The sequence below is a fragment of the Arthrobacter bussei genome (genome assembly GCF_009377195.2).
Lineage (GTDB): Bacteria > Actinomycetota > Actinomycetes > Actinomycetales > Micrococcaceae > Arthrobacter_D > Arthrobacter_D bussei.
The window spans coordinates 55,866-72,374 of record NZ_VJXX01000004.1 but is presented as its reverse complement, the minus strand read 5'-3'; the positions used below and the strand labels follow the sequence as shown (position 1 = coordinate 72,374).

16 protein-coding genes are annotated in these 16,509 nt (G+C 70.9%); 9 read left to right on the top strand and 7 right to left on the bottom strand.

What is annotated here, in order from left to right; all coding sequences use genetic code 11:
* Positions 1 to 76 precede the first annotated feature (76 nt).
* The 3 genes from FNH21_RS12345 to FNH21_RS12335 are packed head-to-tail and all read right to left on the bottom strand — an operon-like array spanning position 77 to position 2,318.
* A complete protein-coding gene (locus tag FNH21_RS12345; RefSeq protein WP_338403272.1) occupies positions 77 to 616 on the bottom strand; it encodes a GNAT family N-acetyltransferase in 540 nt (179 codons plus the stop codon).
* A gap of 52 nt (positions 617 to 668) precedes the next feature.
* Positions 669 to 1,010: a thiamine-binding protein gene (locus FNH21_RS12340; protein ID WP_055765553.1), complete on the bottom strand. Its 342-nt coding sequence runs from the start codon at positions 1,008 to 1,010 to the stop codon at positions 669 to 671.
* A gap of 33 nt (positions 1,011 to 1,043) precedes the next feature.
* Positions 1,044 to 2,318 (bottom strand): Nramp family divalent metal transporter, encoded by a 1,275-nt coding sequence (locus FNH21_RS12335; RefSeq protein ID WP_338403271.1) that lies wholly within the window; start codon positions 2,316 to 2,318, stop codon positions 1,044 to 1,046.
* A gap of 183 nt (positions 2,319 to 2,501) precedes the next feature.
* Here FNH21_RS12335 and FNH21_RS12330 point away from each other — a divergent pair, with 183 nt between their 5' ends.
* From FNH21_RS12330 to FNH21_RS12295, 8 genes are all read left to right on the top strand, one after another.
* Positions 2,502 to 3,422 (top strand): AEC family transporter, encoded by a 921-nt coding sequence (locus FNH21_RS12330; protein WP_152816132.1) that lies wholly within the window; start codon positions 2,502 to 2,504, stop codon positions 3,420 to 3,422.
* Between the two features lie 162 nt (positions 3,423 to 3,584).
* Positions 3,585 to 3,941: a hypothetical protein gene (locus FNH21_RS12325; protein ID WP_191931930.1), complete on the top strand. Its 357-nt coding sequence runs from the start codon at positions 3,585 to 3,587 to the stop codon at positions 3,939 to 3,941.
* A 307-nt stretch (positions 3,942 to 4,248) separates the two neighbouring features.
* On the top strand, positions 4,249 to 5,451 hold the full coding sequence (locus FNH21_RS12320; RefSeq protein ID WP_191931929.1) for an MFS transporter: 1,203 nt from the start codon (positions 4,249 to 4,251) through the stop codon (positions 5,449 to 5,451).
* Positions 5,452 to 5,792: 341 nt separating this feature from the next.
* Positions 5,793 to 7,418: a BCCT family transporter gene (locus FNH21_RS12315; RefSeq protein WP_152816125.1), complete on the top strand. Its 1,626-nt coding sequence runs from the start codon at positions 5,793 to 5,795 to the stop codon at positions 7,416 to 7,418.
* 69 nt (positions 7,419 to 7,487) lie between these two features.
* Positions 7,488 to 8,531, top strand: a complete 1,044-nt coding sequence (locus FNH21_RS12310) for an alcohol dehydrogenase catalytic domain-containing protein (RefSeq protein ID WP_152816122.1) — start codon at positions 7,488 to 7,490, stop codon at positions 8,529 to 8,531.
* 46 nt (positions 8,532 to 8,577) lie between these two features.
* Positions 8,578 to 8,961, top strand: coding sequence for a DUF1801 domain-containing protein (locus FNH21_RS12305; RefSeq protein WP_152816119.1), 384 nt, complete (start codon positions 8,578 to 8,580; stop codon positions 8,959 to 8,961).
* A 19-nt stretch (positions 8,962 to 8,980) separates the two neighbouring features.
* Entirely contained in the window at positions 8,981 to 9,970 is a 990-nt protein-coding gene (locus tag FNH21_RS12300) for an acyl-CoA thioesterase (protein WP_152816437.1), read from the top strand.
* 148 nt (positions 9,971 to 10,118) lie between these two features.
* The gene (locus tag FNH21_RS12295) at positions 10,119 to 10,316 is read left to right on the top strand and encodes a hypothetical protein (protein ID WP_152816116.1); all 198 of its coding nucleotides are present in this window, start codon (positions 10,119 to 10,121) and stop codon (positions 10,314 to 10,316) included.
* A gap of 13 nt (positions 10,317 to 10,329) precedes the next feature.
* On the opposite strand, the gene FNH21_RS12290 is transcribed toward FNH21_RS12295, so the two are convergent.
* The 3 genes from FNH21_RS12290 to FNH21_RS12280 are packed head-to-tail and all read right to left on the bottom strand — an operon-like array spanning position 10,330 to position 12,722.
* A complete protein-coding gene (locus FNH21_RS12290) occupies positions 10,330 to 10,638 on the bottom strand; it encodes an MmcQ/YjbR family DNA-binding protein (protein WP_152816113.1) in 309 nt (102 codons plus the stop codon).
* Positions 10,639 to 10,685: 47 nt separating this feature from the next.
* Entirely contained in the window at positions 10,686 to 11,939 is a 1,254-nt protein-coding gene (locus tag FNH21_RS12285) for an amidohydrolase (RefSeq protein WP_152816110.1), read from the bottom strand.
* Between the two features lie 33 nt (positions 11,940 to 11,972).
* A complete protein-coding gene (locus tag FNH21_RS12280; protein WP_152816107.1) occupies positions 11,973 to 12,722 on the bottom strand; it encodes an SDR family oxidoreductase in 750 nt (249 codons plus the stop codon).
* A 131-nt stretch (positions 12,723 to 12,853) separates the two neighbouring features.
* Between FNH21_RS12280 and FNH21_RS12275 the strand changes: the two genes are divergently transcribed.
* Positions 12,854 to 13,690, top strand: a complete 837-nt coding sequence (locus FNH21_RS12275) for a helix-turn-helix transcriptional regulator (protein WP_152816104.1) — start codon at positions 12,854 to 12,856, stop codon at positions 13,688 to 13,690.
* Positions 13,691 to 13,786: 96 nt separating this feature from the next.
* On the opposite strand, the gene FNH21_RS12270 is transcribed toward FNH21_RS12275, so the two are convergent.
* Positions 13,787 to 16,255 carry a sensor domain-containing protein gene (locus FNH21_RS12270; RefSeq protein ID WP_152816101.1) on the bottom strand — a complete coding sequence of 823 codons (2,469 nt, stop codon included), beginning with the start codon at positions 16,253 to 16,255 and terminating at the stop codon, positions 13,787 to 13,789.
* Positions 16,256 to 16,509: the final 254 nt, after the last annotated feature.

Below are 16,509 nucleotides of genomic sequence, written 5' to 3'. Positions count from 1 at the left end.
GCGAGGGCGCCGTCGGGCACGGTCGGACGCACGGAGGAGGGCATGGTTCCCATGCTAGCCGCGGGCCGGACCCGCCTCAAGCGGTCTGGTCGGGGCGGTGCATGCGGAACATGGGCCGATGGTGCCAGGTGGGCCCGCAGAGCATCGACGTGCCGTCCGGCCCGAAGCCGTTCCGCACGTAGAAGCGCTCGGCGCGCGGGTTGTCGTTCAGGATCCACAGGTAGGCGGCACGTCCGCCGATGGCCGTGTCCAGCAGGCGCTGCCCGAGGCCGGTACCGTGCGTGGAGCGCAGCGTGTAGATGTGGTGCAGCTCGAAGTCGGGGCGGTCGTCGTCGCGCCCCGGACCGGATGTCGCGATGCCGACCGGCTCGCCCTCGTCGTCGGACGCCAGCCAGCTGCGCGCACTGCCGGGCGTCCGTTCAGCCTCCGCGAAGGCCGCGCGGCGGCGCTCGATGAGAGCCGGCAGCTCGGCGTCGTAGTAGTCGTGGTACTCGCGCGGCATGATGTGCTCGTACGTCTCGTGCAGGCCTGCGACATGGGTGCGTGCGTAGGCCTCGGCGTCGTCGACCGTCGCGGGCCGGATGACGTAGGGCAGCGTGAGCGGGGGGTGGGTCACGGCACCAGTTTAGTGGCCTGGGGCTACCGAGTGGCGCGCGGATACGGCCGGATCAGGAGTGGCCCTCGAACTGCTCCTGCTCGGCGAGCGCGGCCTCGAGGCGGTCGAGCTTGCCGGTGAGCTCACCCGTCCGTCCCGGCCTGATGTCGGCCTTCAGCACGAGCGACACGCGGCTGCCGTACCGGCCCACCGCCTCGGTGGCGTGCTTCACGACCGCCATCACCTCGTCCCATTCACCCTCGATGGTGGTGAACATCGAGTCGGTGTGGTTCGGAAGCCCCGATTCGCGGACGACGGCGACGGCCGCCGCGACGGCGTCGTGCACCGACCCTTCGGGATTCTCACGGGAGAGGTCGGAGGAACCGGACGGGGCGACGCTGAAGGCTACGAGCATGGACCCCAGTCTGGCACGGGCCCGGCCTGCCGGTCAGGCCCCGGTGACCGCCTTGACGAGCTCGTTCACGCCGAGCACCAGGAAGACGACGGTCGTGATGACCAGGAACACGTTCGAGAGCCACCGGTTCCGCCACTCCTTCGCCAGCCGCGTGCTGTTCAGCAGGACCAGGAGGGTGATGGCCAGGAACGGCATGAAGAGCGAGCCGAGAACGCCGTAGAGGAGGATCAGGAAGAACGGGCGACCGAGCAGGAGGAGCAGCATCGGCGGGATGGTCAGCCAGAGCATGTAGGCGCGGGCGGGGACGCTGTGCGAGCCGGGGGCGTCGTCGTCCGAGAGGTCGTCCGCCTTCTTGCGGAAGTTCGCCCAGAAGTCCGCGAACATGAGGCTCACGCCGTGCCAGACCCCGAGGAGCGAGGAGAACGACGACGCCCAGAAGCCGATGAGGAAGACCTTCGCCCACACCACGCCGTACCGGTCCTCGAGGACGACGCCCATGTCGAGGAGCCCGCGATCGCCGCTCTGCAGCGAGATGTTCGCGCTGTAGAGGAGCTCGGCGCCGAGGATGAGCATGCAGACCACGAAGATGCCGGTCATGGTGTAGGCCACGGTGTTGTCCACCCGCATGACCTTCATCCACCTGGGCTTGTTCCAGCCCTTCTCCCGCAGCCAGTAGCCGTACGCCGCCAGGGTGATGGTGCCGCCCACACCGCCGGCGAGGCCGAGCACGTAGAACACCGATCCGCCGGGCAGGGTGGGAACGAGGCCGCCCAGCATGGCGGGGATGTTCGGCAGCGCGAGGATCGCGGACCCGACGACGGAGATGAACATGATGCCGACCATCACGGTCATGATCTTCTCGAACAGGCCGTACCGCCCGAACCAGACGAGGGCCAGTCCGATCAGCCCCGAGGCGACCGCGAAGACGTTGAGCGGTATCGCGGGAAACAGCGCCTGCAGCGGGAGCGCCGTCGAACTCATCGCCGTCGCGCCGTACACGAAGCCCCAGATGATGATGTACGGGCCGAAGTACCAGCTGGTCCATGCACCGAGGGTGCGCCAGCCCTGGAAGATGGTCTTGCCGGTCGCGAGGTACCAGCGACCCACACCCTCCACGAGGACGATCTTCAGGACACAGCCGATCACCGCCGCCCACAGGAGCGCGTAGCCGTAGCGGCTGCCGGCGATCAGGGTGGCGACGAGGTCGCCCGCGCCGACACCGGTGGCCGCCGCGAGCAGGCCCGGCCCGACGAGCCGCCACTTCGGTTTCTCGAGTCCGTCGACGTCCGTGCGTGCGGTATCAGCCACAGCCTGCTCCTTTGAAGTCGTGATTCCTGCTGCGAGCCTAGCAAGGGGCCTGATCATCCCTGCCCCGCTGCCCGGACCCGCGCCAGCGCGTCGGACCGGCGTCAGCCCCCGCTGAGCCGGCACCCCGGCCCGCGGCTCCACCCGATAGGTTCGAGGGAGGGATTGGCACCGGACGGAGGACACATGCTGGGACTGCTGGGCGGGTTCGCCGTCGTCGGAGCCGTGATCTTCGTCGGCTACATCGCAGGGCGGCTCGTGATCGGCGGACCGCAGGCGGGGTTCGCGCTGAACCAGGTGGCGTTCTTCGTGACCAACCCGGCCCTCCTGTTCACCGTCCTGGCCGATGCCGATCTCGCTGCGGTGTTCTCCGAGTACGTGCCGATCGCCCTCATCTCGTCCGTGGCCATCGCCGGCCTCTACGTCCTGGTCAGCCGGTTCCTGTTCCGCCGTCCGGCCGCGGAGACGGCGATCGGTGCGATGGCCAGCTCGTACGTCAACGCCAACAACATCGGGATCCCCATCACGGTCTACGCACTCGGCGACGCGACGCTGATAGCCCCCGTGCTGCTCGTCCAGCTCCTGGTCCTCGCGCCGCTCTACCTGACGATCCTCGACCTGACCTCCAGCCGGAAGCCCTCCGTCCGCACCATCCTCACGCAGCCGTTCCGGAATCCGATGATCATCGCGTCGCTGCTCGGCGTCGCCGTGTCGGCAACGGGGCTGCGGCCCCCGGGACCCGCGTGGGACTCGATCGCCCTCATCGGCGGAGCCGCCGTGCCGATGGTCCTGATCTCCTTCGGCATGTCACTACCCGGCAGCAGACCGCTGGAGCCCAGCCCCGACCGGCTGCAGGTCCTCACCGCGACGCTCCTCAAGACGGCGCTGATGCCCGTGGCGGCCTATCTCGTCGCGCATCATGTCTTCGGGCTCACGGGCGATCGCCTGCTCGGGGCCGTCGTCGTCTCGGCGCTCCCGACCGCACAGAACGTCTTCATGTTCGCCAGCCGCTACGCGCGCGGGATCCCGCTGGCACGGGATACCGTACTGCTCTCCTCGATCCTCGCCATCCCCGCGCTGATCGGTGTCGCCGCCCTGCTCGCCTGAGCAGCACCCCGAGCGTGCCACCCGGATGAGCTCAGGAACGGCACGCTCCAGCCCTCGCGCGTCAACCCGTCGGTGCTCAGCAGACTGCTTGCTCCGGTACCCGGACCGGGTCTAGCCTTCACTCGATCACCGCGCGAGGCGCGGACGGCAGATGGAGCGGACATGAAGAGCAGGATCTCCCCCGACGAGCCCTTCCCGGCGAGGCTCGAGCGTCTCCGGGACGAGGACGTCGAGGTCCTCAACAGCAAGGTGCACCGGGAGATCGAGCACGAGTTCGCGACGGACGGTGAGGTCGACGCCGAGACGGCCGCCCGCAAGGACGAGATCGCGGACGAACTCGACGAACGCGACGCGGGCCCCCGCCTCCGCCTCGTGCCCCAGCGGGAGGACGACGACGCGGAGCGCGGCTACGCCTCCGCCGGGCACGACGGCGCGATCCAGGCCGGGGACGCGGGTGCATCCGCCGGCCTCCCGGTGCGGGCACGCGGTGGGTCCTGGGCGGACACGCAGCGCGGCTGACGCACCAGGGCCGCCGCGGGCCCCGATGTCGGGGAGGCCTCCGGACGGCGATGCGGACGGCGAAGGTGACGCACAGGGTGACGCGGACGGCGACAGTGACGGCGACAGTGACGGCGACAGTGACGGCGACAGTGACGGCGACATGAGGAACGACGCGGAATGTCACGGGGGCGAGCGGTGTTAGCCCAGGGGTCGAGGCCTCGCTAGCCTTGACCGCAGCACGCCCTCCGGTATCCAACGGTGCACCCGGGGCGCTCCCCCGACCGGAACCCATGATTGGTGCCCCTTGTCCGTCTCCTCACCGCCCGTGAACAGCACCGCGCCGTTCCCGTACCTGGGACTCCTGTCCCTCGCCGGCGCCATCTTCGTCTCCGTGACCAGTGAGTTCCTCCCCACGGGCCTGCTGCCCGCGATGGCGCGCGACCTCGATGTCGGCATCTCGACCGCCGGGTACCTCGTGACGATCTTCGCAGGGACCGTCGTCGTGGCCACCACGCCCCTCGCCGCGATCACGCAGCGTTTCTCCCGCAAGTCGCTGATCGTCGTCGTCCTCTCGGTGATCGCCATCGCCAACGTGCTCGCGGCCGTCGCACCCACCTACGCCGTGCTGGTCGCGGCGCGGATCCTCGGCGGGCTCGCGCACGGGCTGTTCTGGGCCGTGGTCGCCGCGTACTCCGCGCACCTCGTACCGGCGCACCAGCTCGGCAAGGCCGTGGCGATCACGGCCGGCGGCGGCACCGCGGCCTTCGTCCTCGGTGTGCCCGTGGGCACGGCGATCGGCAACGCCTTCGGCTGGCGGACCGCGTTCACGATCATCGGCGTGGTCGTGGCACTCCTGGCGCTCGTGATCGTGAAGTTCCTGCCGCCCGTGAACCACCACGTGGAGCGGAAGGCGGGCGAGGAACGCGTTCCCCTGACCCGGGACCCGAGCTTCAGGGGTGTCCTGCTGCTCTGCACGGTCATCCTCATCCTCCTGACCGGTCAGAACACCTTCTACACGTACATCGCCCCCTGGCTGACCGACGTCTCGTCCTTCGAGCCGAGATCCATCGCCCTCGTCCTGTTCCTCTACGGCGGCGCCGGCATCATCGGGCTGTTCGGTGCCGGCTACGCCGCCGACCGGTTCCCGCGGAAGGCGTTCATCGGCGTCGTCCTCGTGGTCATGGCGGCCGTCCTCACCCTGGCCCTCGCCACCACGAACACCGTCGTGGTGCTGATCGCGGTCATCGTCTGGGGTGCAGCCTTCGGTGGCATCCCGGCCATGCTCCAGACGCGCATGCTGCGCACTGCCTCCTTCCGTACCCGCGACCTCTCGGCCGCCCTGCAGACGACGGCGTTCAACATCGGCATCGGCGGTGGCGCGCTGCTCGGCGGGCTCCTCCTCGACGGGGTCGGGCTCGAGATCCTGCCGTTCGTGATGATCGTCCTCGTGGCCGCGGGGCTCGGGCTGAGCCTCACCACCGACGTCCGGGGGGATCGCAGGGAGCGGCACCGACTCCGCGAGGGCTGAGCGCGTCCGGATCCCGGGCGGGCGGATTCTCGCACGCCGGGAGACCTCCCGGATGGGTCCTTCGTCACACCGGGGCCCGGTGACCCGACCACGGCCCGGACCGCTCGGAGGCCGGATCCGGGGACCCTCGTCGCTGTGCCGCGTCACCCGGCAGCGGAGCATCGAGACCGGTCCGGATCGCCGCGTACACAGGGAAGCAGAGGCTGTCCCGCGTGAACACCCGACGACCGCGAGAGGTCTGCGGACGCCGGCGGGCATCACTCGACGGGCGCCGCCGCAAGCAGCGATCATGGGCGTCCCGTGCCGGACCGGGTACCTGACCCGCGCGTACCCTGAGGCGTATGTCTAATTCAACCGAGCCCATTCAAGGATCACCGCCCAGCGAGGACACGCCGTTCGAGGCGCCTCCAGGAGAGGCTCCCGCGAAGGCCCCGCTGGACAGGCCCGTCCTCTTCGTCTCCCTCTCGATCGTCATCCTGCTCATGCTCGTGGCGGTCGTCTTCCCGGCCGGATTCTCGGCCATCACCACGTCCGTGCTCAACGGACTCGTCGCGAACTTCGGGTGGGCGTTCGTGCTCACGGCCACGGGTTTCGTGGTGTTCGCCCTGTTCCTCGCCTTCAGCAAGTACGGGCGGATCCCGCTCGGCCGGGACGGTGAGAAGCCCGAGCACAGCAGGGCCTCCTGGATCGCCATGATGTTCAGCGCCGGCATGGGGATCGGGCTGATGTTCTACGGGGTCACCGAGCCCATCTCCCACTACCTCACGCCGCCCGTCGACGGCATCACGCCCGGCACGCCCGAGGCCGCGCGCCAGGCGATGAACTACACCCTGTTCCACTGGGCCATCCACCCCTGGGCCATCTACGCGGTGGTCGGCCTGGCCCTCGCCTACTCCGCCTTCCGCAAGGGCCGCGGCGCGGGCTTCAGCGGCGCCTTCACAGCTCTCTTCCGCGGCCGTCCGACCCCCCGGGGCCTGCGGGCCATCGATGTCTTCGCCATCTTCGCCACCCTGTTCGGTTCCGCGACGTCCCTCGGGCTCGGCGTGCTGCAGATCAACGGTGGACTCACGGAGGTGTTCGGCGTGGGCAGCAGCCTTCCCCTGCAGATCACCCTGATCGCCGTGCTCACGGTCTGCTTCATCGTCTCCGCCGTGAGCGGTGTCAGCCGCGGTATCAAGTGGCTGTCCAACGGCAACATGATCCTGGCCCTGGCCCTGCTGTTCTTCCTCTTCGTCGTCGGGCCCACGGTCTTCATCCTGGAACTCATCCCGGCCTCCGCGGGCAACTACCTCATCGGCCTGCCGCAGATGGCGTCCCGGACGGGTGCCTTCGGGGGCCACGAGTGGCTCGCCGCGTGGACCATCTTCTACTGGGCGTGGTGGGTCTCCTGGACGCCCTTCGTGGGCTCCTTCCTCGCGAAGATCTCGCGGGGCCGCACCATCCGCGAGTTCATCATCGGCGTCGTCGCCGTCCCCAGCGTCATCAGCGTCGTCTGGTTCGGCGTCTGGGGCGGCTCTGCCCTCAACCTCCAGGACAACGGTGTGGACATCGCGGCAGCAAACGCGGAGAGCCAGGAGTCCGCGATGTTCGCCCTCCTCGCCGAGTACCCGCTGGCATCCGTGACCTCGATCCTCGTCGTCATCCTCGTGGCGGTGTTCTTCATCTCCGGGGCCGATGCGTCATCGATCGTCCTCGGTTCGCTGTCCTCCTTCGGCGCGGCCGTACCGAGGAAATGGCTGACCATCCTCTGGGGCGCGCTGACCGGTGGCGTGGCCGCCGTCCTGCTGTCGGTCGGGAGTCTGGAAGCCCTGCAGACGCTCACCATCATCGCGGCCGCACCGTTCCTCCTGGTCATGATCGGCCTGTGCGTGGCGCTGATGATGGATCTCGCGAAGGATCCGATGATCACCGGGACACGGCGATCCGGAGCCCGTCCGGCCCGGAAGGCCGTCCAGCGCGGGTCCTGACCCGGCACCGGCGCGGACCGATCCCCTGATCCGACCCCGCGGCGGAGGATCCGCGGGCAGAATGGTGCCATGCGCGCTGTCTGCTTCGACGGGTTCTCCGCCCGCCCTGTCCTCCGGGACGTCCCCGAGCCCACGGTCTCCCCCGCGGGGGTCGTCGTCCGGGTGGAGACGACCGGTCTCTGCCGCAGCGACGTGCACGGCTGGCTGGGGCACGACGACGGCATCTCGCTCCCGCACGTGCCCGGCCACGAACTCGTGGGGATCATCGAGGCGGTGGGGGACGAGGTCCGGCGCTTCGCCGTCGGCGACCGCGTGACCACGCCCTTCGTCTGCGCGTGCGGCACCTGCCCCGAGTGCCTCTCCGGCAACGGCCAGGTGTGCCGGAACCAGACGCAGCCCGGCTTCACGCACTGGGGCTCGTTCGCGGACCTCGTGGCACTGCACCACGCGGACACCAACCTGATCCCCGTCCCGGCAACCCTCGACGCCGGTGCCGCCGCGCTGCTCGGCTGCCGCTTCGCGACGTCGTACCGCGGCCTCGTCCACCAGGCGCGGCTCGCCGCCGGGGAGACCCTCGTGGTGGTCGGCTGCGGCGGGGTGGGGCTGAGCGCAGTGATGATCGGCGTAGCGCTCGGTGCGCGGGTCCTCGCCGTGGACATTGACGGCGACGCCCTGGCGCGTGCCGCCCGGTGCGGCGCCGACACCACCGTCGATTCCTCGGGCCGGTCCCGCAAGGAGGTGCTGGCGGCGCTCCGGGATGCCGCTCCGGAGGGTGTGGACGTCTCCGTCGACGCCCTCGGCCGGGAGGAGACCGCTGCCGTGGGCATCCTCTCGCTCCGGCCGCGCGGACGGCACGTGCAGATCGGGCTCTTCCCCGCCGACCCGGTCCTGCCCATGGGCGCGGTGATCGGCAGGGAGCTCTCGATCCTCGGCAGCCACGGAATGCCCGCGCAGGACTACCCCGGGCTCATGGCGCTGGTCGCGGAGGGGCGGCTGCGACCACAGGATCTCATCGAACGCCGCATCACCCTCGCGAACGTTCCGGACGCCCTCGTCGCCATGGCGGGCGATCGCTCGGCGGGCGGCGTGACCGTCATCGACGTCCGCGGCTGACGACGACGGCCTACCGCTCGACCACGTCCCGTGGGGATACTGGGGAATGAACGAACCCTCGCCCGCCGTCGACACGCTCCTCGAACGGTCGGATTACCCGCTCCGGACCACGATCATGTTCCTGCGGACCTCGATCCTCGCCCTGCCCCTGCCGCTCGGCGAGCACGTGAAGTGGAACGCCCCCAGCTACACCCACGAGGGCGAGGACCGCGTCACGTTCAACCTCCGTCGGGTGGACCGGGTGCAGCTCGTCCTGCATCGGGGTGCGGCGGTGCGCGACGACGTCGACACGTTCGTCTTCGCCGACCCGTCGGGACTGTTCGCCCCGATCACCGCCGACCGCGGGACCGTGGCTTTCACCGACCTCGAGGACGCCCGCGCCCAGCAGGAGCGCTTCGATGCCCTGCTGCTCGCCTGGCTGCAGGCGTGAGGGCTGGATCATGGACACCATGAGCACCCCGCCGAACGCCGTCACCCTCCGCTTCCTCGCCTCCCCCACGGACCTCGGGCACAGCGGGTCCGTGGACGCCGGAACCGTCCTCGAGTGGGTGGACAAGGCGGCGTACGCGGCGGCCGTCGGATGGGCCAAGACCTACTGCGTCACGGCGTACGTGGGCAACATCCACTTCGCCGATCCCGTGGTGGTCGGCGACCTCGTGGAGGTCGAGGCGACGATCGTGCACACCGGCACATCCTCCATGCACATCCGCACGGTCGTGTCCTCCGGCCCGGTCTCCGGGGACGGCGGCGGCAGGCGCAGCGAGTGCCTCGTCGTCTTCGTGGCGGTCGGTCCGGACGGCACGCCCGTCCCCGTGCCGGCCTTCGGGCCCCGCACAGCGGCGGAGCGGCGGGAGAGCGAGCACGCGGTGGCGCGGATCGGCGTCCGCAGGGAGATCGTCGAGGAGATGCGGCGGCAGGAGTACACGGCGGCGGGCACCGCCGAGCGGACGGTCCTGCGGTTCCTCGCCGCGCCCACCGACGTCAACTGGGGCGGGAAGGTGCACGGCGGCACGGTGATGGACTGGATCGACGAGGCGGCCTACGTGTGCTCCGCCCGGCACTGCGGGCTGGACACGGTCGCCGTGTTCTCCGGCGGCGTCCGGTTCCTGAAGCCACTGCGCATCGGCGACGTCGTCGAGGTGGAGGCGCGCCTCGTCTACACGGGGAACAAGGGCATGCACGTCGCCGTGCACGTGCGCTCGGGCAGCCCGCGCTCCCGCGAGATGGACCTGACCACCACGTGCCTCACCGTCATGGTGGCGCGAGACGCCGAGGGCTCCGCCGTGCCGGTGCCGCCCTGGGTGCCGCGCTCCGAGGAGGACCGCCGGCTGCACCAGCACGCCCTGGATCTCCTCCACATCCGCAGCCGTGCGCCGGGCAGCGTGCTGCCCACCCACCTGCGCGCGCGTCCGGCCGGCGTCGAGGAGGGCTCCGACTAGGGCGCCGGCTGGGGCGGCCGAGTAGGACGGGCCGGCACGTCGGGTAGTGCAGGGGGACGAACGGGTACCGATGTGGTCGACCGACGTGTCGACCCGCCGCCAGAATCGAAGGAGACCACTCTCCCTCCACAGTGTCAGGAGCCATGCCATGACGGCCGATCCCGCCAGGACCAAGGGCCCCCGCCACCGCCGCGCCACCCGGCACAGCCCGCCCGGACGGCTCGTCGTCGCGCTCGCAGCCCTCGCGGGCGCCGTCCTGATCACGTTCGTCGTGGTGGATACGGCGTCCGCCGCGGAACCGGCCGGCGTGTCCCCCGCAGCGCAGCTCGCGACGTCGCTCCCGTAGCGGGATCCACGCGTCAGGGCGTCCTGGTCCCGGCGATCCGGTAGGACTCCTCGATCAGTTCGGTCAGCTCGTCGCCGCCGATGCGGCCGAGGCGCACCAGGACGAGCGAGGGATACCGCGCGTGGTGCGGGTGGACGAAGAATGCGCCGGGCTGCCCGGCGAGCAGCGCGTCCCGCTCGCCGGTCTTCACGGTCAGGACGGTGTCGTCCCACATGCGGGCGAACAGCGTGCTCGCGAACCAGGCGGGCCTGCTCCAGCTCAGCCGCTCGGTGGTGCCCGGCAGTGCGAGGCACGTGGACCGGACGTCGTGTTCGCTGACCATGGACCCACCATCGCACCGCACGTGCCACCGGTCCAGGGAATGTCGCGTCAGGCGCGGAAGAGACGCTCCAGGAGGTCCACGGCGATCACCAGGGCGTCCTCGTCGAGGTCGAACCGCCGATGGTGGTGGGGCGCGGGGTTGGCGGCCCCGACGAAGACGTACGTGCCCAGTCCGCCCGAGCGCTGGACGTCGTCGATGAGCAGGTGGGCGTCGTCGCTCCCTCCTCCGGAGGCGCCGGCCGGCGTGAAGGTGGTGATCGCGGGGACCCCGTCCGCAGCGCGGCCCACGTCCTCCACCAGCACAGTGTCGGGCTGGGACACCGCGGCGCGACCGTAGGCCTTCGTGCCCGCCTCGACCCCGTACATCAGCGCTGCGCCCTGCACGGCGGCTTCGGCGCGGCGGTTCAGCTCCTCCAGGACGGCGTTCGACGTGGAGCGTGTCTCGTAGGTGATGGTGGCGAGGGCAGGGATGATGTTCGCGCTCCCGGCGGCGTGGAAGGTCCCGACATTGACGCGTGTGTCCGCCTCGGCGAACCGGGTGAGCCCGAGGATCGCGAGGGTGGCCTGCGCGGCCGCGGCGAGTGCGTGCCTGCCCTTCTCGGGGGCGGCCGCGGCGTGGGCGGCCTCGCCCTCAAAGCGGGCGGTCCACTTGGTGGTGGCCATCGCGTCGGTGACCCCGCCCAGCACGGTGCCGGTGGGCAGGTCACCGCCGAGGTGCACGGCGAGCATCCGGTCCACCCCGCGGGTGACGCCGGCGTCGATCATGGGCTGCGCCCCGCGCACGCCCTCCTCGGCGGGCTGGAACATGATGCGTACTCGGCCGGGGAAATCGCCGTCGCGCAGGCGGTCGGCGAGGGCGAGGCCGATCGCGGCGTGCCCGTCGTGCCCGCAGGCGTGCATGTACGGTGTCGTGGACCGGAACCCGCCCGCCACCGGCGCATGGTCCGCCGCCGTCTCCTCGTCCACGGGCAGGGCGTCGATGTCCACCCGGAGGCCCCAGGTGGGACCGGGGCGGTTGCCCTCGAGCTCGGCGATGACCGCGGTGCCGTGCTGCCGGAGCCAGGCGACGTCGTCGGCCGGCGCCCCGGCTTCCACGGCGCGTCGCGCCCACTCCTCCTGCTCCGCCTCGGTGGGCGGCAGCGCGATGCTCCCCAGGGCGATGGCGTCCGTGCCCGTCGTGGTGCGGACACCCATCGCGCGGAGCTCACCGAGGATGACGGACGCCGTCCGGTACTCGAGGAAGCCCGGCTCGGCGTGGGCGTGGAACTGGCGGCGGAGGGCGATGATCGCATCGGGCTGCATCCTCCGACCCTATGCACTGCGGCGCGGCCCGGGCTACCCGGGCAGCATGCTCTGGCGGTCGAGCACGGCGTCGTACTGCCCCGTGGCCTCCGCGAACCGCAGGTGCTTCACGCGCTCGACGAGGATCTGCCGGGCCTCCGGTCCGGCTGCCAGCAGCGCCATGGTCTCGTCGAGGAACTCCTCCAGCGGCATGCCGTGCTCATTGTCCTGGTTGCCCATGAGCGTGGTGCGCACGAGCGGCGGGGCCAGCTCGATGACCTGGACGGAGGTGTCCCCGAGGTGCACGCGCAGGCTGTCGGTCCAGGAGTGCAGCGCCGCCTTCGTGGCGCTGTAGGTCGGTGCGACCGGCAGGGGCACGTAGGCGAGGCCCGAGGTGACCGTGATGATCGCCGCATCCTCCCGGCTCTCGAGGTGCTGCACGAAGGCGCTCACCAGGCGGAGGGGGCCGAGCAGGTTCGTGGTCACGGTGCGTTCGGCCGTGGCGAGCGACGACGGGTCCCGGAGGTCCTCGGGCTCCATGATCCCGGCCATCGCGACGACGACGTCCAGGTCCGGGTGGGAGACGAGCAGGGCATCCCGCAACGAGGAGATCGAGTCCGGATCCGCGATGTCCAGGACGGCGGTGTCGATCCCGGGATGATCCGCGGCGATCCGCTGCAGGATCTCCTCCCGGCGGCCGGCCACGATCACGCGGTTGCCTGCGGCATGGAAGCGGAGGGCGAGCCCCAGTCCGATGCCCGAGGTTCCGCCGGCCATGAGGATGGTCTTTCCGGTGAGCTGCATGATGGTCCTTCCGAGGGGCTCTGTGCTGATGCCTCAACAGTGCCCCGGCCCGCCGGCGGGCGGGAGAGGAGGGCTCATCCACGGATCGGTGGTCCCTGTCTCCACTCCCGGCAGGGGGCCATGATGGAGCCATGAAGCGCGATGACCTGGCCGAGTTCCTCCGCAAGCGCCGTGAGTCCCTCCGGCCCGGCGACGTCGGGCTGGCGCCGGGAGTGCGACGCCGGACGGCCGGCCTGCGCCGCGAGGAGGTGGCGGTGCTGTGCGGCATGTCCACCGACTACTACACGCGCCTGGAGCAGCGCCGCGGCCCGCAGCCCTCGGACCAGATGCTCCTGGCGATCACCCGCGGGCTCCGGCTGAGCCTCGACGAACGCGACCACCTCTTCCTCCTCGCCGGTCAGCGTCCGCCCGCGCGATCGCAGCCCTCCGAGCATGTGGGCCCGGCCCTCATGCGCGTGTTCGACCGCCTCGAGGACACTCCTGCCCTGGTGCTCTCGGATCTCGCGGAGACCCTCGTGCAGAACAGGCTCGCGGTGGCACTGCTCGGGGACGACCTCCGCCACCGGGGGCTCGCCCGCAGCTCCTACTACCGTTGGTTCACCGATCCCGCCGAACGCCGGTACTACCCCGAGCGGGACCACGCGCACCAGTCACGCGTGCGGGCCGCGGCCCTGCGGGCAGCCCTGGGAACGGGTACCTCCACCCGTGGCAGGCGGATCGTCGACGCCCTCCTGGCGGAGAGCGAGGAGTTTGCCCAGGTGTGGAGCGGATACGAGGTCCGCAGCCGGTTCGACGACCACAAGACCCTCGTGCACCCCGAGCTCGGCGAGATCGAGGTGGACTGCCAGGTGCTCTTCACGGAGAACCAGGCGCAGTCGCTCCTGGTCCTCACCGCGCCGCCGGGCTCGGAGGGCTTCGAGAAGCTGCAGCTCCTCAGCATCCTCGCCGCCCGCCAGCCGATCTCCTGAGCCCGGTCGACCGGTCGTTCCCCCGACGGTGAGCCCTTCTCCGACGCGGGGCCGGCGCCTCCTGCTCCGCCGGTGCGGCACGGGCCGCGCAGGCGGCTACCCGGCGGTCGCCTGCGGCTTCCCGTACAGGTAGCCCTGGCCCTGGTCGCAGCCCAGGCCGTGCAGGATCAGCGCCTGGGTCCGGGTCTCGATGCCCTCGGCGATGACCCGCAGGCCGAGCAAGTGCGCGAGGCTGATGACGGCCGTCACGACGGCGAAGGACTCCCGCCGGCGCATCGGACTGTCGAGGCCGGCCACGAAGGAACTGTCGATCTTGATCGTGTCCACGGGGAACTGCCCGATGTAGGAGAGCGAGGAGTACCCCGTCCCGAAGTCGTCGATGGCGAGCTGCACGCCGAGTGCACGCAGGCGCATGAGGTTCTGGTGGGCCTGCGAGAGGTTGGTCATCAGGACACTCTCGGTGATCTCGATGCCGAGCACCTGGCCGGGCATCCCGTGGTCTGCCAGGGCCTTCTCGACACCTGCCGCGAAGTCGGGATCGTCGAGTTCGCTGGCCGAGGCGTTGACCCAGGTGACCATCGGCTCCGCCGTCCCGTCACCCCGCTGCGCAGCCTCCGCCAGGACGGCACCGAGCACCCTGCGGCCGAGGTCACGCATGAGGCCCGCCTCCTCCGCCAGTCCGACGAACTCGTTCGGCAGGAGCAGCCCGAGCTCGGGGTGCTCCCACCTGACCAGTGCCTCGCGCGCCACCTGCTCCTCGGTGGTGAGATCCACCTGCGGCTGGAAGTGGACGCGCAGCTGCCCGTCCGCCAGCGCGCCGGGCAGGTCGGCCAGGAGCCGGAGCCGATGGCGGTTGACGGCGCCGTCGGCTTCGTCGTGCACCCGGTACTGGTCCCGGCCCGAACCCTTCGCGGCGTACATGGCGTCGTCGCTGTCCCGGAGGAGTTGCTCGGCCGTGCTGATGCCAGCCACCGACAGGGCGATCCCGATGGAGGTCGTCACCGCGATCGCCGCCCCGTTGACCACGATCGGCTGCGCCAGGACGTCCCTGAGCACGTCCGCCATCGCCGTGGCCTCGGCGGGACCGGAATCGGTGCAGAGGATGACGAGCTCGTCCCCGCCGAGGCGTCCCACGGTGTCCACCGGGCGCACGACCGAGAGCAGGCGTTGCGCGATCGTGGACAGGACGAGGTCACCGATGTGGTGGCCGTACGTGTCATTGACGGTCTTGAACCGGTCGACGTCGCAGAAGAGGACGGCCACCCGGCCGGCCCCGCTGTCGGGCTGCAGCGCGCGCTCGAGGCGGTCGGTGAACAGGGCACGGTTCGGCAGCCCGGTCAGGGGATCGTGCAGCGCCTGGTGCCGGAGCCGTTCCTCGAAGGCCTTCCGGTCGGTGATGTTCTCGATGTGGTCGATCAGGAGGGTGGGCCTGCCCTCCTGGTCCCGCACCACCGACGAGGAGTGCAGGATGCCGACCACGGACCCGTCACGGTGGAGGAAGCGTGTCTCGTGGCGATGCCGGTCGAGGGAGCCCCTGGTCAGCGCGAGCCGCTGGCGTTCGGTGTGCTGGACGTCCTCGTGGTGCGTGATGTCCCTGACGGTCGAGGCGAGCAGCGCGTCCGCGGACAACCCGAGCAGCTCGGTGAGGGCGGTGTTCACCTGGAGGAAGCGACCGGAGAGTGCGGTGATGGCCATGCCGATCGGGGCGTCGTCGAACGCGCTGCGGAATCTCCCGTTGACCTCGTCGAGCGCCGCCTGGGTCCGCCGCTGCTCGGTGACGTCCGCACAGGCGAGGACCAGTCGCCGTGCGTCACCGGCCACCTCGCTGACGGTCAGGTCGAGCCAGCGCCAGTCGCCCGTGACGTGGCGGACCCGCACGGTCACCGTCACCCGAGCGGTGGGACGCGCGCCCCGGGCCCTGGCCACCAGCTCGCGGACCGCGCGCCGGTCCGCCGGGTGGATCAGCTCCTCCGACGCCGTCCCCTGCAGGGTCTCGGGCGGGTGGCCGAGGATCCGCAGGGACGCGGCACTGACCGCGGTCACCCGCCAGTCCTCGAGGACGAGGAGCAGGTCCGTGGTGCTGTCGAGGATGGACTGCAGCGCCAGCTCGCGCCGCTTGCGTCCCGTGATCTCGCGCTGGATCGCGATCCAGTGGGTGAAGCAGCCGGTCGGGTCGGCGACCGGCGTGATGTTGAGCTGCACCCAGAACTCGCTGCCGTCCTTGCGGCGGTTCAGCAGTTCCACCTCGATCGGCTGCCAGGCGGCGAGCGCTGTGCGCAGGCGGTCCAGCTCCCTGCGGTCCGTGTCGGGTGACTGCAGGATCCTCGGTGTCCGGCCCACGATCTCGTGCGCCTCGTACCCGGTCATGCGCGTGAAGGCGGGGTTGGCGTAGATGACGCGGGGGCCGCCCGAGCCCGCGTCGATCGGCTCGGCCTCGGTCACCAGCACGACGTCGTTGGCGTGCACGACGACCGACTCGAACAGCGCTGCGGCGTCGGGAACGCCCTGCCCGCGGGCGATGCCCGACGGCTCGCCGTCGGGTGCGTCCAGACCGATACTGACCATGCTGCGACTCCGGGGACTCAGGGAACGGAACGGGGCCGCACCCTGGCGGATGGTCCCACGACGCCCTCGCCCGTCAGCAGCGGCCCGTCCGGCTCCCTGCCGTCCGCCCCGCCTGCCGCCTGCGCGATCCCCGCCCCATGTTCCGTCCCCGCCGGACTTCCGTCCCCACTGCGGAACGTTAATGGCAATCGAAGCCCCGTGGTGAGAAATTTCCACCACGGGGCTGCTGGAGGGGTCAGCGGTCCCCGGCCCGG